The organism is Cellulomonas marina (assembly GCF_900111925.1).
GTDB lineage: Bacteria > Actinomycetota > Actinomycetes > Actinomycetales > Cellulomonadaceae > Cellulomonas > Cellulomonas marina.
On record NZ_FOKA01000004.1, the window covers coordinates 13824 to 28439 of the forward strand.

General features: G+C 74.8%; 14 protein-coding genes and 1 pseudogene. 9 read left to right on the forward strand and 6 right to left on the reverse strand.

The annotated features are described in order from the left end of the window. Nucleotides 1–98 precede the first annotated feature (98 nt). Nucleotides 99–1574 carry a sensor histidine kinase gene (locus BM048_RS05465; RefSeq protein ID WP_090031369.1) on the reverse strand — a complete coding sequence of 492 codons (1476 nt, stop codon included), beginning with the start codon at nucleotides 1572–1574 and terminating at the stop codon, nucleotides 99–101. 137 nt (nucleotides 1575–1711) lie between these two features. On the opposite strand from BM048_RS05465, the gene BM048_RS05470 reads away from it, so the two are divergent. The 6 genes and pseudogenes from BM048_RS05470 (at nucleotide 1712) to BM048_RS05495 (ending at nucleotide 9013) form a co-directional block, all read left to right on the forward strand. Continuing rightward, on the forward strand, nucleotides 1712–2221 hold the full coding sequence (locus BM048_RS05470; protein WP_090031371.1) for a DUF2505 domain-containing protein: 510 nt from the start codon (nucleotides 1712–1714) through the stop codon (nucleotides 2219–2221). A 306-nt stretch (nucleotides 2222–2527) separates the two neighbouring features. Beyond that, on the forward strand, nucleotides 2528–3865 hold the full coding sequence (locus BM048_RS05475; RefSeq protein ID WP_090031372.1) for an ABC transporter substrate-binding protein: 1338 nt from the start codon (nucleotides 2528–2530) through the stop codon (nucleotides 3863–3865). 124 nt (nucleotides 3866–3989) lie between these two features. Beyond that, nucleotides 3990–4997: pseudogene (locus tag BM048_RS05480) on the forward strand (carbohydrate ABC transporter permease); the annotation flags it as partial. 260 nt (nucleotides 4998–5257) lie between these two features. Further along, on the forward strand, nucleotides 5258–6208 hold the full coding sequence (locus BM048_RS05485; RefSeq protein ID WP_090031375.1) for a carbohydrate ABC transporter permease: 951 nt from the start codon (nucleotides 5258–5260) through the stop codon (nucleotides 6206–6208). Between the two features lie 228 nt (nucleotides 6209–6436). After that, complete coding sequence (locus tag BM048_RS05490; protein ID WP_090031377.1) at nucleotides 6437–7462, forward strand: LacI family DNA-binding transcriptional regulator; 1026 nt, start codon at nucleotides 6437–6439, stop codon at nucleotides 7460–7462. A 186-nt stretch (nucleotides 7463–7648) separates the two neighbouring features. Further along, on the forward strand, nucleotides 7649–9013 hold the full coding sequence (locus tag BM048_RS05495) for a Glu/Leu/Phe/Val family dehydrogenase (protein WP_090031665.1): 1365 nt from the start codon (nucleotides 7649–7651) through the stop codon (nucleotides 9011–9013). A gap of 61 nt (nucleotides 9014–9074) precedes the next feature. Here the strand turns inward: BM048_RS05495 and BM048_RS05500 are convergent, their stop codons facing one another. The 5 genes from BM048_RS05500 to BM048_RS05520 all read right to left on the reverse strand — a co-directional run bounded on the left by BM048_RS05500 (nucleotide 9075) and on the right by BM048_RS05520 (nucleotide 12839). Beyond that, on the reverse strand, nucleotides 9075–9425 hold the full coding sequence (locus BM048_RS05500; protein ID WP_090031379.1) for an META domain-containing protein: 351 nt from the start codon (nucleotides 9423–9425) through the stop codon (nucleotides 9075–9077). Between the two features lie 106 nt (nucleotides 9426–9531). Next, nucleotides 9532–10272, reverse strand: a complete 741-nt coding sequence (hemQ, locus tag BM048_RS05505; RefSeq protein WP_373308429.1) for a hydrogen peroxide-dependent heme synthase — start codon at nucleotides 10270–10272, stop codon at nucleotides 9532–9534. A gap of 31 nt (nucleotides 10273–10303) precedes the next feature. After that, a complete protein-coding gene (locus BM048_RS05510; protein WP_090031668.1) occupies nucleotides 10304–11488 on the reverse strand; it encodes a ferrochelatase in 1185 nt (394 codons plus the stop codon). Between the two features lie 147 nt (nucleotides 11489–11635). After that, a complete protein-coding gene (locus BM048_RS05515) occupies nucleotides 11636–12178 on the reverse strand; it encodes a flavodoxin domain-containing protein (protein ID WP_090031381.1) in 543 nt (180 codons plus the stop codon). 154 nt (nucleotides 12179–12332) lie between these two features. Beyond that, nucleotides 12333–12839 (reverse strand): MarR family winged helix-turn-helix transcriptional regulator, encoded by a 507-nt coding sequence (locus BM048_RS05520; protein WP_239078857.1) that lies wholly within the window; start codon nucleotides 12837–12839, stop codon nucleotides 12333–12335. A 98-nt stretch (nucleotides 12840–12937) separates the two neighbouring features. Here BM048_RS05520 and BM048_RS05525 point away from each other — a divergent pair, with 98 nt between their 5' ends. The 3 genes from BM048_RS05525 to BM048_RS05535 are packed head-to-tail and all read left to right on the forward strand — an operon-like array spanning nucleotide 12938 to nucleotide 14552. Continuing rightward, nucleotides 12938–13516 carry an NYN domain-containing protein gene (locus BM048_RS05525; protein ID WP_090031382.1) on the forward strand — a complete coding sequence of 193 codons (579 nt, stop codon included), beginning with the start codon at nucleotides 12938–12940 and terminating at the stop codon, nucleotides 13514–13516. A gap of 14 nt (nucleotides 13517–13530) precedes the next feature. Continuing rightward, nucleotides 13531–14091, forward strand: a complete 561-nt coding sequence (locus BM048_RS05530) for a DUF1697 domain-containing protein (protein WP_090031384.1) — start codon at nucleotides 13531–13533, stop codon at nucleotides 14089–14091. A gap of 41 nt (nucleotides 14092–14132) precedes the next feature. Then, nucleotides 14133–14552 carry an HIT family protein gene (locus BM048_RS05535; protein ID WP_090031385.1) on the forward strand — a complete coding sequence of 140 codons (420 nt, stop codon included), beginning with the start codon at nucleotides 14133–14135 and terminating at the stop codon, nucleotides 14550–14552. Nucleotides 14553–14616 lie beyond the last annotated feature (64 nt).

Consider the following 14616-nt stretch of genomic DNA (forward strand, 5'->3'; position numbering starts at 1 on the left):
AGGGCCGGTGCCCAGGGCACCGGCCCTCCTGTCGTCCCCGCCGACGAGGGCCCGGGGACGAGCGGCTCAGCAGACGGACCGCTGGGGGCGCGCGCCGCTCAGGAGACGAGCGACCCCGTCTCACGCCCCTGCCGCAGCACGGCGTCCATGGCGACGAGCGTGCCGCCGTCGGGCCGCGGCGACCACGCGATGGCCCCGCGCAGCTCGTTGACGACGAGCGTCGAGACGATCTGCGTCCCGAGCCCGGTGCCGGCGCCCTTGCCCTCCGGCAGGCCGGCGCCGTCGTCGGCCACCTCCACGTGCAGGGCGTCGCCGGACCGCTCGGCCGTGACCGTGACGCTCCCCGTCTCCCGCCCCTCGAACCCGTGCTCGACGGCGTTCGTCACGAGCTCGGTGAGCACGAGCGCGAGGGCCGTCGCGTCGGCCGCCGGCACGGACCCGAAGGTCCCCTGCACGACCGTGCGCACGTGCGCGCCACGGCTGGCCACGTCCGCCGCCAGGCGCAGGCTCCGCCCGACGAGGTCGTCGAACGGGACCGCCTCGTCGATCGTCTGCGACAGCGTCTCGTGCACGAGCGCGATCGTCGCCACCCGGCGCGTGGCCTCCCCCAGCGCCTCGCGCGCCTCGGGGCTGCCCACCCGCCGCGCCTGCAGCCGCAGCAGCGCGGCCACGGTCTGCAGGTTGTTCTTCACGCGGTGGTGGATCTCGCGGATCGTCGCGTCCTTCGTGATGAGCTCGCGCTCCCGGCGCCGCAGCTCGGTCACGTCGCGGCACAGCAGCACCGCGCCGAGCCGCTCCCCCGCCTCGAGCAGCGGCACCGACCGCACCGACAGCGCGACGCCGTGCGCCTCGATGTCCGTGCGCCAGGGCGCGCGCCCCATGAGGACGAGCGGCATGGCCTCGTCGAGCGCCTCGGCCTGCGCGAGCAGCTCCGTGACCGTCTCGACGAGGGACCGCCCGACGAGGTCGCCCAGCGCGCCGAGCCGGTGGAAGCACGACAGCGCGTTGGGGCTGGCGTAGAGGACGTCGCCCTCGCCGTTGAGCCGCAGCAGGCCGTCGCCGACGCGCGGGGCGCCCCGGCGCGGGCCGCTCGTGCCGTCCGGCGCGGGGAACTCGCCCCGGCTGATCATCCCGACGAGGTCGTCGGCCGCCTCGACGTAGTTCAGCTCGAGCCGGCTGGGGGTGCGCGCGCCGCCGAGGTTCGTCTGCCGCGCCAGCACGGCCAACGGCCGGCCGTTGCGCACCACCGGCACCGCCTCCTCGCGCACCGCGTAGGGCCCGTACCAGCGCGGCTCGCGCGAGCGCAGCGGGCGCAGCTCGGCGAGGCTGCGCTGGAGCTGGGCGCGCTGCCCCTCGGCCGGGTGCGTGCCGACGACGTCGTCGTAGTGCACCGTGGCGCCCGTCGAGGGGCGGCAGTGCGCCAGCGCGACGAAGTCCCCGTCCCGCGTCGGCAGCCACAGCACGAGGTCGGCGAACGCGAGGTCGGACACGAGCTGCCAGTCCCCGACCAGCAGGTGCAGCCACTCGAGGTCCGAGGGGTCCACCTCGGCGTGCCGGGCGGCCAGGGCGCTCATCGTGGACACGGGCCCAGCGTAGGGCTCGGGGCCGTGCGTCCCGGGCGGCGGCGGTCGCGGTGGCGGTGGCGGTACGGTCGGCTGCGACGGCGACCGGTCGGGACCACGACGGGCCCGTCGAGGCGAGAGGGAGTCCGATGCACCTGACCGTGGCGCTCGACGTGCCGGCCGACGCGCACCGCGCGGGCCGCATGCTCGCCGACCCCTCCTACGTCGCCGCCAAGGTCGCCGCGACGGGTGCGACGGAGCAGCACGTCGACGTGACCGGCTCGGCCGCGGGCTCCTTCACGGTCACCACCCGCCGCTCCCTGCCCACCGACCAGATCCCCGCGCAGATGCGGTCGCTCGTCGGGAACGCCCTCGACGTGCGCCAGGCCGAGGCGTGGGAGGCGGCGGCCGACGACGGCACCCGCACCGGCACCGTCGCGCTCGAGATCCACGGCGCACCGCTGCGCCTGACGGGCACCGTCCGGCTGGAGCCGACCGGCCCGGCGGCGAGCCGGCTCGTCTACGACGGGGAGCTCAAGGCCTCGGTGCCGCTCTTCGCCGCGGCCGTGGAGCAGGCGGCGTCCGGTGCGGTGCGCCAGGCGCTGTCCGTCGAGCGCGGCGTGGCCGCCCGCTGGCTCGCGGAGAACCCCGAGCCCTGAGGACGGATCGCCCATCCGAACACCGATCGGACGGTCGGTTTCACCCTGCGGCGCGCTGACCTGCGACGACGTGCGGCAGGCCGCGCCGCCCCGCATAACGATGACGTCACGGTCCGCGGGAGGCTTGACAGTCCCGACGGGCGGAGGGAACAGTTCCACCCAGCGCGTGGGAGCGCTCCCGCAGAACCGCGGGAGCGCTCCCAGGACCGGTACCCGGTCCCCGTCGCCCGGCCGGTGGAGTGCCCGGACGGCGGTGCCGACCACGGGTGGGGGCGAGGACGCCCCCACGAGACGAAGGAGTCAACAGTGCGCACCAGGACACGGACCAGTGCTCGGACCGCGTGGCAGGTCACGGCCGGCGCGGCCGGCCTCAGCCTCCTCGTGGCGGCGTGCTCCAGCGGCGGCTCCGGCAGCTCGGACGACGCGACGAGCGAGGGCACGGACGGCGAGCAGATCACGCTGACCGTCGCCACGTTCAACGACTTCGGCTACACCGACGAGCTGCTGGCGGAGTACACGGCGGAGAACCCGAACATCACGGTCGAGCACGTGAAGGCCGCCCGCTCGGAGGACGCCCGCGCCAACCTCACGACGAAGCTCGCCGCGGGCGGCGCCGGCCTCGCCGACATCGAGGGCGTCGAGGTCGACTGGCTGCCCGAGCTCATGCAGAGCTCCAACCTGTTCCTCGACATGTCCGACCCGGCGGTCGAGGGCCGCTGGTCCGACTGGAAGGTCAAGCAGGCCACGACGCCCGAGGGCACGCTCTTCGGCTACGCGACCGACACCGGCCCCGAGGCCATCTGCTACCGCTCGGACCTGTTCGAGGCCGCCGGCCTGCCGACGGACCGCGAGGAGGTCGCCGAGCTCCTCGGTGGCGACGACGCGACGTGGGAGGACTACTTCGAGGTCGGCCGCACGTTCACCGCGGCGTCCGACTCGGCGTGGTTCGACTCGGCCAACGCCATCTACCAGGGCCTCGTCAACCAGATGGAGGCGGCGTACGAGGACACGGACGGCACGCCGAAGGACCTCGCCGAGAACGAGGAGGTCAAGGCGATCTACGAGCAGACGCTCGCCGCCGCCGTCGACGACGACCTCTCGGCGCACGTCAACCAGTGGACCCCCGACTGGGAGGCCGCGTTCCAGGCCGACGGCTTCGCCACGATGCTGTGCCCGGCGTGGATGACCGGCCCCATCGAGGAGCGCGCCGGCGGCGTCACCGGCTGGGACGTCGCGGACGTCTTCCCCGGCGGCGGCGGCAACTGGGGCGGGTCGTTCCTGTCGGTGCCCGCCTCCGGTGAGCACACGGAGGAGGCCAAGAAGCTGGCCGAGTGGCTGAGCCGCCCGGAGACGCAGATCAAGGCCTTCACCAACGCGGGCACCTTCCCGAGCCAGGTCGAGGCGTACGAGGACGAGACCCTCCTGTCGTCGACCAACGAGTTCTTCAACGACGCGCCCGTGGGTCAGATCTTCTCGGAGCGCGCGCTGAACATCGACGTCGCGCCGTACAAGGGCCCGAACTACTTCGCCATCCACACGACGGTGAACGACGCCATCACCAAGGTGGACGTCGAGCAGTCGGCCGACGCGGACTCCGCGTGGGACGGCGCCGTCCAGGCCGCCAAGGACCTCGGCATCTACTGACCGGACCGGCCGGGCGGCGGGGCTCCTCCCCCGCCGCCCGGCACCCCGGGGCGCGACCGCCGCGCACCCGCACCCCGCCCGGCTCCTGCCACGCCCGCCCCGGCCCCGACGACGCGAGGACCCCATGGCCGTCCAGACCCCCGCCCGCCCCGCCCGCCCGCAGGACGACGGGGCCCCGGCGCCCCGGCCCGCGCGCCGCGTCGGGTTCTCCCAGACCCTGTCCCGCTGGGACGTGAAGGTCTCGCCCTACCTCTACATCTCCCCGTTCTTCATCCTGTTCGCCATCACCGGGCTGTTCCCGCTGCTCTACACGGCCTACGTGTCGGTGCACCGGTGGAACCTGCTCGGCGGCCAGGGTGAGTACGTCGGCTTCCAGAACTACCTCGACGTCTTCGCGCAGCCCAACTTCTGGCTCTCGCTGCGCAACACGTTCTCGATCTTCGTCCTGTCGTCCGTGCCGCAGGTGCTCATGGCGATCGTCATCGCCGCCCTGCTGGACCAGAACCTGCGCGCGAAGACGTTCTGGCGCATGGGCGTGCTGCTGCCCTACGTCGTGGCCCCCGTCGCCGTGGGTCTCATCTTCGGCCGGCTCTTCGCCGACAAGTCCGGCCTCATCAACGCGATGCTCGGCGTCGTGGGGATGGACCCCGTGCGGTGGCACGTCGACGCGCTGGCCAGCCACATCGCCATCGCGTCGATGGTGAACTTCCGCTGGACCGGCTACAACGCGCTCATCTTCCTCGCGGCCATGCAGGCCGTCCCGCGCGAGCTCTACGAGGCCGCGATCATGGACGGCGCCTCGCGCGTGCGGCAGTTCTTCTCCATCACCGTCCCGCAGATCCGCGCGACGATCATCTTCGTCGTCATCACCGCCACCATCGGCGGCCTGCAGATCTTCGACGAGGCGCGGGTGTTCGACGAGCAGGGCCTCGGTGGCGCGTCGCGCCAGTGGATGACCACGACGCTGTACCTGTACGACGTCGGCTGGGGCAACCAGAAGAACTTCGGCCGTGCGGCCGCGGTCGCCTGGCTGCTGTTCATCCTCGTCCTGGTGATCGGGATGGTGAACTTCCTCATCACGCAGCGGATCGCCTCCGACGGCTCCGGCGGGCCCACCCGCCGCGAGCGCCGCGCGGCCCACCGTCGGGCTCGTGCCGCCCTCGCGACGTCCACGGGGGCCCCGACGATCGCCGCCGGCCCCTCCACCCCCGCGCCGACCACGGCCGGCGTGTCCGGGCCGGTCGCCCTGCCCCACGCCGGCGTGAGCACCCTGCTCGCGGACCCCGCGGACCCGACGGCGGCGCCGCACCCCGCCGGCACCGACGCCACCGGCACCACCGGCATCCACGACCCCGGCACCGACTCCCCCGACACCACCGACAGGAGGCCGTGATGAGCTCCGTGCCCGTCGTCGCCCAGACCGCCGGCCCCGGTGCCGCGAAGGCCGCCCAGCGCCGTGGCGGCGCGTCCCGCCCCGGCAGCAGCAGCCGACGCCGCGGCGGGGGCGACGGCAGCGCCGCCCTGCGTCCCGGCCCGATCACGTACGCGCTGCTCGGGCTGGCGGTGCTGGTCGGGCTCGCGCCGCTGTACTACACGCTCGTCATCGGGTCCTCCGACCCGACCTCGATCGCGCAGAGCCCGCTGCCGCAGCTGATCCCGGACGGGTCCCTGCTCGACCAGATCAACGCCGTCATCACGTCCACGGCGTTCTCGTTCTGGAAGGCCTTCGCCAACTCGGTCATCATCTCGACCGTCTGCGCCATCGCGACCGTGCTGTTCTCGACGATGGCCGGCTTCTCCTTCGCCAAGCTGCGGTTCCGCGGCCGCCGCGGGCTGCTGCTGTTCGTCGTCGCGACGATGGCCGTGCCCACCCAGCTCGGCGTCGTGCCGCTCTACATCGTCATGACGGACCTGGGCTGGATCGGCAGCCTCAAGGCCGTCATCGTGCCGGCGCTCGTGACCGCCTTCGGCGTGTTCTGGATGACCCAGTACCTGTCCGAGGCCCTGCCCTACGAGCTCATCGAGGCCGCCCGCGTCGACGGCGCCTCCATGCTGCGCACGTTCTGGTCCATCGCGATGCCGGCCGCCCGGCCCGCGGCGGCGATGCTCGCGCTGTTCACGTTCGTCTCCCAGTGGACCAACTTCTTCTGGCCCTCGATCGTGCTCAACCAGAACAACCCGACGCTGCCGCTGGCGGTGCGGCTGCTGCAGGCGAACTACTTCGTGGACTACTCGCTCGTGATGGCCGGCGTGTTCCTCGTGACCCTGCCGCTGCTGATCCTGTTCTTCCTCGCCGGCCGGCACCTCGTCGCCGGGATCATGGCGGGCGCGGTCAAGGGCTGACAGCCCCCGCGGTGCAGAACGCGGCACAGGACGCGGTGCAGACCGCGGTGCAGACCGCGGCGGGACGGCCGGGCCCAGGGGGCGGCCGTCCCGTCGCGCTCCCCGCGCGCCGCAGCAGGACCCCGAGGGACCCCGTGCGGGCCACCGTGCGCCCGCCCCGACCGGCGGAACCCGGTCCCCGCCCGTGCGTGTAGCGTCCGGCGCCAGGCCGGCAGGAGGAGGTGGACCGTGACGAGCGAGCTGAGCGCACCACGGACGGTGCCGACGCTGGAGTCCGTGGCGGAGCGTGCCGGGGTGTCCCGGTCCACCGCCTCCCGGGCGATCAACGGGGACGCGCGCGTGTCGCCCCAGGCGCGCAGCGCGGTCGAGGAGGCGGTGGCCGCCCTCGGCTACTCCCCCAACCGCGCGGCCCGCTCGCTCGTGCTGCGGCGGACGGACTCCGTGGCGCTCGTCATCCCGGAGCCCGACGAGCGCGTCCTCAACGACCCGTTCTTCGCGGGGACCCTGCGCGGCCTGACGGCGGCCCTCGAGGACGACGACATCCAGCTCGTCCTCATGATCACCCGCCCCGGGCAGGCCGACCGCAGCATGCGGTACCTGCGCAACGGCCACGTGGACGGCGCGGTCGTCGTGTCCCACCACCTCGAGGACGCGCTCGACCGCGCCCTCGTGGACTCCCACGTGCCGAACGTCTTCGTCGGGCGTCCGCTGTCCGCGGTCGCCACCGGGCTGCAGTACGTCGACATCGACAACGTCGCCGGCGGGCGCCTGGCGACGGAGCACCTCGTCGCCCGCGGGTGCCGGCGGATCGGGACCATCGCCGGCCCCGCGGACATGTCGGCGGGCATCGACCGCCTCGCCGGCTTCCGCCGCGCGCTGGCGGCCGCCGGGCTGCCGGTCGACGCGGTGGAGCACGGCGACTTCACGCTGGACTCCGGCGCCGCCGCCGCGCGCCGGCTGCTGGCGGCGCACCCCGACCTCGACGGCATCTTCGTCGCCTCGGACCTCATGGCCGCCGGTGCCCTGCCCGTCCTGGCCGCGGCGGGCCGGCGCGTGCCGGACGACGTCGCGGTCGTCGGGTACGACAACCTCGGCGTCTCCGCGTCCACGCAGCCGCCGCTGACCACCGTCGTGCAGCCCGTGCCCGCCATGGCGCAGGCCGCGGGGCGCCGCCTGCTCGACCTGCTGCGCGGCGGCCCGGCGCAGGAGCCGCTCATCTTCTCCCCCGAGCTCGTCGTCCGCGCCTCCGCCTGACCCCGGGTGCTCGTCGGGCTCTCGTCGCGTGCCCGACGAGCGCCGGCTCCCGTCGAGCACCCGCCCACCGCGACCCGTCCGGGGGACACGCCGCCGGCACGGATGCCCGTCGTCGCGGGCGGTGGCACAGTGGGCGCGGCCGCCCACCGGCGGCACCTGACCCCCTCGCGGAAGGGCACCCCCGGCATGGTCGACGACGTCGTCACCGGCCCGGGTGCGGCGGGCGACCCCCGCCGTCCCGGCACCGGCAGCGCACCGGCACCCACCCAACCCCTCACGCCGCCGACCCCGCTGACGGCACCGCCGCCGCACGCCGGGCCGCTGGAGACGGCCCGCGCACAGCTCGCGTCGGCCGTGCAGATCCTCGGGCTGTCGGACGGGGTGGCCGAGATGCTGGCCTCCCCCCGTCGGGAGATCAACGTGTCGGTGCCCCTGCGCCGGGACGACGGCACGGTCCAGCTCTTCCGCGGCTACCGCGTCCAGCACAACATCTCCCGCGGCCCGGGCAAGGGCGGCCTGCGGTACGCGCCGTCCGTCGACCTCGACGAGGTGCGTGCACTCGCCATGTGGATGACGTGGAAGTGCGCCGTCGTCGAGCTGCCCTACGGCGGTGCCAAGGGCGGCGTCACCATCGACCCGCGGCACTACTCGTCGGCCGAGCTCGAGCGCGTCACGCGCCGCTACACCAGCGAGATCATGCCGGTCATCGGGCCGGAGCGGGACATCATGGCGCCCGACGTCGGCACGGACGCGCAGACCATGGCGTGGATCATGGACACGTACTCCGTCAACCAGGGGTACACGATCCCGGCGGTCGTCACGGGCAAGCCCATCGACATCGGCGGCTCCCTCGGCCGCCCGACGGCCACGTCCCGCGGCGTCGTGCACGCCGCGCGCGCGGCGCTGGCCGACGCCGGCACGGACCTGCGGGAGGTGAGCGCGGTCGTGCAGGGCTTCGGCAAGGTCGGCTCGCACGCGGCCCGGTTCCTCGCGGAGGCCGGCACTCGCGTCGTCGCCGTCTCCGACCAGTACGGCGGCGTGCGCTCCGACGACGGCCTCGACGTGCCGGCGCTCCTGCGGCACGCGCAGGCCACGGGCTCGGTCGTCGGCTTCGAGGGTGGCGAGCCCCTCGGGGACACGGACATCCTCACCCTCGACGCGGACCTGCTGGTCCCCGCCGCCGTGGAGGGCGTGCTCGACGAGGCCACGGCCCGCCAGGTCAAGGCCCGCTGGGTGGTCGAGGGCGCCAACGGCCCGACGACGGCCGGCGGCGACCGCGTCCTCGCGGAGCGGGGCATCACCGTCGTGCCGGACATCCTCGCCAACGCCGGCGGGGTCGTCGTCTCCTACTTCGAGTGGGTGCAGGCGAACCAGGCGTACTGGTGGACGGAGAACGAGATCGAGGAGCGCCTCGAGCGCCGGATGCTGGAGGCCTACGCCGCCGTCGCGCGCACGGCCCGTGCCGAGGGCATCACGCTGCGCGACGCGGCGCTGACCATCGGGGTCCGGCGCGTGGCGGAGGCGCACCAGATCCGCGGGCTGTACCCCTGACGGTCGGGCGGCTCGGGCCGCTCAGGTCCGGGCCGGCCCCAGGTCCGGCCCGGGCAGGCCGCTACGCCCCGACCTCGCGCACCAGCTCCGCCTCGGTCCCGTCGACGCCGTGCAGCACCGCGTGGTCGGGGCCGCCCTGCAGGGTGAGCCGCGCCGGCCGCGCGAGCAGGGCCAGGAGGGCGGTCTCCGTCGCGGTCACGTCGTCCGGACCGGCCATCCGCGTGGCCACGACCGGGCCGAACGCCAGCCGGTCGACGTCCAGGGTCCACGTGCCCCGCAGCCGGTTGACGCCGCCGTAGCCGAACACCTGGCCGTCGCCCTCGAACGTCAGGGACGGCCGGCCCTGCGCACCCTCCGCGGTGGCGGCCGTGCCGATCCGCACGACGGTCCAGGTCCCCGCGAGGCCGCTCATGCGACCGATCGTGGCAGCCCTGCCCGCGGGACGTCCATCCCGCGGGCAGGGGCGCCGGGCAGGGGCGGGACAGGAGGCCGGGCCCACCCGCCGCCGCTTCCGCGCGTCACGCGCGCGGACGGGCCTCCAGCCAGTCGGCCAGCTCCACGCGCGGGCCGGTGTAGAACGGCACCTCCTCGCGGACGTGCCGGCGCGCCTGCGTCGCCCGCAGCTCGCGCATGAGGTCGACGATGCGGTACAGCTCCCCGGCCTCGAACGCGAGGATGAACTCGTAGTCCGACAGCGCGAACGAGGCGACCGTGTTGGCGCGCACGTCCTTGTAGTCGCGGGCGGCGGCGCCGTGCTCGCGCAGCATCTCCCGCCGCTCGTCCTCGGGGAGGATGTACCACTCGTAGGAGCGGACGAACGGGTAGACGCAGACGTACGCGCCGGGGTCCTCCCCCGCCAGGAACGCCGGGACGTGGCTGCGGTTGAACTCCGCGGGCCGGTGCAGGCCCACCACGGACCAGACGGGCTCGAGCTGGGCGCCGAGCTCCGTGGACCGCAGCCGGGCGTAGGCGCCCTGCACCTCCTCGACCGTCTCCGCGTGCCACCAGACCATGAGGTCGGCGTCGGCGCGCAGGCCGGACACGTCGTACCAGCCGCGGACCGTCAGCCCGGGGTCGGCGACCGCCGCGAGCGCGTCCGCCGCCTCCGCCCGCCGGGCCAACGCGTCCTCGGGCGCGGCGCCGGTGAAGGAGAAGACGGACCACATCGTGTAGGCGATGCGGGCGTTGATGGCCTCGTGGTCGGGCGCGTGCTCGGCGGTGTGCTCGGTGGCGTGCTCGGCGGGGGTGGCGGTGGTCACGGGTGCTCCCTGGGGTCGTGCGGCTGGGTGCTCACTGCAGCGGGTCCACAGAGCAGGCGGCGGGCCGGCCCGACGGCTCCCCGTCGCGCATGAGGCAGCAGCCCGGCGCGCAGATCTCGCGGAACGGCGGCAGCCCGCCCACGGTGACGCCCGGCCCGGGCTCGCCGCCGGCGTCGCGCACGCGCGCGTGCTCCGCCCGCTCGAGGATGAGGTCCACCAGGCCCTCGACGAAGGGCGCCCGCGTCCCGACCGTCCCCGCGCGGACCGCGGTCATGCCGAGCTCGGCCGCCGTCTCCAGCGCCTCGGTGTCGAGGTCGTAGACGACCTCCATGTGGTCCGAGACGAACCCGATCGGCGCGATGACGACGTTCGTCGTGCCCGCGGCCTTGAGCGCCTCGAGGTGGTCGTTGACGTCGGGCTCCAGCCACGGCTGGCTGGGCGGGCCCGAGCGCGAGCAGTACGCGAGGTCCCACTCCGGCGCGGTGCCGGTCCGCTCCCCCACGGCCTGCGCGACGAGGCGCGCGACCTCGAGGTGCTGCTCGGAGTAGCGCGCCTGCGACACGACGGAGGCGGCCTCCATCGTCGTCGGGATGGAGTGCGTGACAAAGACGATGCGGTAGGGCGCGCCGCCGGTGCGCGCGGTGAGCTCGGCCACCGCGTCGGTCACCGCGTCGACATTGCCCTGGACGAAGCCGGGGGTGTTGAAGTACGAGCGGATCTTGTCCACGGCGAGCGGGTGCTCGGCCGTGCCCACGGACGCCGCGACCTGCTCCAGCGAGGCCCACAGGTCCTCGCGGTACTGGCGGCAGCCCGAGTAGGAGGAGTAGGCGCTGGTGACGAGGGCGACCACCCGGCGCGCGCCCCGCTCGTACGCCTCTGTCAGCGCGTCACGCGTGTAGGGCGTCCAGTTGCGGTTGCCCCACAGCACGGGGACCTCGACCCCGCGGCGGCGCAGCTCGTCGGACAGCGCGGCCTGCAGGGCGAGGTTCTGCCCGTTGATGGGGCTGGCGCCGCCGAAGTGCATGTAGTGCTCGCCGACCTGCGCGAGCCGCTCGTCCGGGATGTTCTTGCCCGCGGTGACGTTGCGCAGGAACGGCAGCACGTCGTCGGGGCCGTCGGGGCCGCCGAAGGAGTAGAGCATGACGGCGTCGTAGGGCCGCACGTCGGGGGGCGTCGTGGGCGCCTCGGCGCCCGTCGGGAGCACGTCGGTGGACATGGCCACCATGGTCCCATCCCCGCCGACGCGGCCCCCGCCCGGGAGCGGGCGTCCTCTCAGTGACGTCGATCCGGACCGGGCGTCAGGTCCCGTGGCCTCGGCGCGGGCAGGCGCCGACGCCCGTGACCGGGCCCGTGAGACGGCCGGTCAGAGCGCCGCGTGCGAACGCGCGCCCACGCCAGCGGCGTGCCGCCGGCGCTCCAGGTCCGACAGCTCGTCGGCGATCCCGGCCGCCCACGCCTCCACCGCCGCGAAGTCGCGGTGGTCGCCCTCCCGGGCCCGGCCGCCGGCGATGACGGCGCGCTCGGCGAAGCTCAGCAGCGAGCGGTCCAGCCGCCCCCGGAAGGACCGGTGCCCGCGGGCGCCGATGCGCTCCCGCAGCTCGGCCAGCTCGTGCGGGGAGTTGGCGGACGCCGCCGGCTGCGTGGCCAGCCCGGACGAGAACAGCCACACGGGCCGCTCCCGCAGCTCGTCGGCCAGCCGTGCCGCGAGCTCGCGCGCCACCGGCACCCAGTGCGCCAGGTACACAGCCGACCCGAGCACGACGGCGTCGTACCCCTCGAGCGTGCCGACGGCTCCCGGCTCGACGACCTCGGCCTCGTGCCCCGCACGTCCCAGGACGCGCGCGACGGCCTCCCCGATCTCCCACGTCGCCCCGTGCCTCGACGCGACCGCAACCAGCACCCTCATGACGCCCTCCTCGCGCGGCCCGGTGCCGCACCCCCTCAGTCGACCAGCGACCCGGGGTGCGCTCATGGGCCCGAGGTCCCGACAGGTTGTCAGCAACCTCCCGACGAGCGTGGCGACGGCCACATCGAGCCGGCCCGGGCGCCCGCGGCCACGCTCAGGCGTCCGGCAGGTCCGCCTGCGCCGCCCGCAGCCGCTGGGTGAGGTCCTGGAGCTGCAGGAGCTCGTCGCGGTCCAGCGCGCCGCCGACGAGCCGCTGGATCGAGCGCACGTGCCGCCGGCCGACCTCCCGCTGCAGCTCGAGCCCGGCGTCCGTGAGCGTCACCGCCACGCCGCGCGCATCGCCGGCGACGGGGCCCCGCGTCACCCACCCGCGCCGCTCCAGCCGGTCGACGAGCCGCGACACCGACGGCTGCGTCAGCAGGCCGTGCTCGTGGATGTCGCGCAGCCGCAGCGTCCGGCCCTCCGCCCGGGACAGCGCGAAGAGCACGTCGTACTCCTGCACGGACAGCGGCCCCCACACGTCCTCGCGGGTGAACCGCCGCATGAGCGCCACCTGCGCGCGGAACAGCGACTCCCACGCGGCGGCCGCGACCGCGGCGGACGGCGCCGCCGGCGAGCCACCCTCCGACCCCGGCGTCGTCGCCGCGCTCTGCTCGCTCACGGCGACACCTTCTCACCCCCGCCCCTGATCTCCGCCACGCATCACCGCTTTCCTCCCGTGCAGGTCCGCCCGCTGCCCGGTGTCACTAGGCTCGCGGCATGAGCACCGGGGCCGTGGACACGCGCCAGACCTACGTCCTCGTCGACGGGGAGAACATCGACGCCACGCTGGGCAGCTCGATCCTCAACGCCCGGCCGACGCCGGACCAGCGCCCGCGCTGGGAGCGCGTCCTGGGCTTCGCCGAGCAGCGCTGGGGCCAGCCCGCGCGCGGCCTGTTCTTCCTCAACGCCTCGAGCGGGTCGCTGCCCATGCCGTTCGTGCAGGCGCTCATGGCCATCGGCTTCCGGCCCATCCCGCTCGCCGGCTCCTCGACGGAGAAGGTCGTCGACATCGGCATCAAGCGCACCCTGGCCGCGCTGGCCGAGCGCGACGGCGACGTGCTGCTGGCCAGCCACGACGGCGACTTCTTCCCGGAGATGGAGCGGCTCGTCGACGAGGGCGGGCGCCGGGTCGGGCTGCTGGCCTTCCGCGAGTTCACGAATCACTCGCTGTCCGGCCTGGTGACGCGCGGGCTGCAGACGTTCGACCTCGAGCACGACGTGGCGGCGTTCAACGTCGTCCTGCCGCGCATCCGGATCATCCCGGTCGACGAGTTCGACCCGGCCGCCTACCTCTGACCGGCGTCGCGGGCGTGGTCGCGCAGGAGCGGGCGGCGCGCGTCGTCGGGCTGCTGCGGGCGGTCAACGTCGGGGGTCGGACCGTGCGCTCCGCCGACCTGCGGCGGATCACCGAGGCAGCGGGCCACACCGACGTGCGCACGTACGCGGCCAGCGGGAACGTCGTGCTGACGACGGCCGACCCCGAGGCGGCGCCGGCTGACGTGGCGGCGGGCCTGTCCGCCGCGCTGGCCGCGGACCTCGGCCTCGACGTCCCCGTCGTCGTCCGGACCGCGACGGAGCTCGACGCCCTCGTCCAGGGCTGCCCCTTCCCGGACGTGGCGAGGCAGGAACCCACGCACCTCGCGGTCGCGTTCTGGGACGGCGACGTCGTCCCCGGCGCGGCGGGGACCGACCTGTCCCGCTACGGCGGCGAGGCCGTGGTGTGGACCGCGCGCGAGGCCTACCTGCACTACCCGGACGGCCAGGGCCGATCGCGGCTCACGCTCGACGTGCTGTCGCGGGTCGCGGGGCGGATCGGGACGGCGCGGAACTGGCGGACCGTGCTGGCGCTGCAGGAGCTCGCGCGCACCTGAGGGCGTCGCGGGCACCGGGCGACGGTCGTAGGTTGGCGGCCATGGCCACCCTGTTCACGCGCATCATCGACGGCGAGATCCCGGGCCGGTTCGTCTGGTCCGACGACCGCTGCGTCGCCTTCCTCACCATCGCGCCGATCACGGACGGGCACGTGCTCGTCGTGCCGCACGAGGAGGTGGAGCAGCTCACGGACGCCGACGACGACCTGCTCGCGCACCTCGTCGTCGTCGCCAAGCGCATCGGCGCCGCCCAGCAGCGGGCGTTCGGGGCACCGCGGGCGGCGCTGCTCGTCGCGGGCTTCGAGGTCCCGCACCTCCACCTGCACGTGCTGCCCGCCTGGGACGAGAGCAGCCTGACGTTCGCGAACGCCCGCACCGACGAGCCCGCGGAGCGCCTCGACGCGGCGGCCGAGCGACTCCGCGCGCACCTGCCCCAGGTTCAGCCCCCGCTCCCGGGCTGACCTGCGGACGCACGAGGACCCGGCCAGGTCCGCCCGGCCGGGTCCTCGTCGTGCGTGCGGCCCG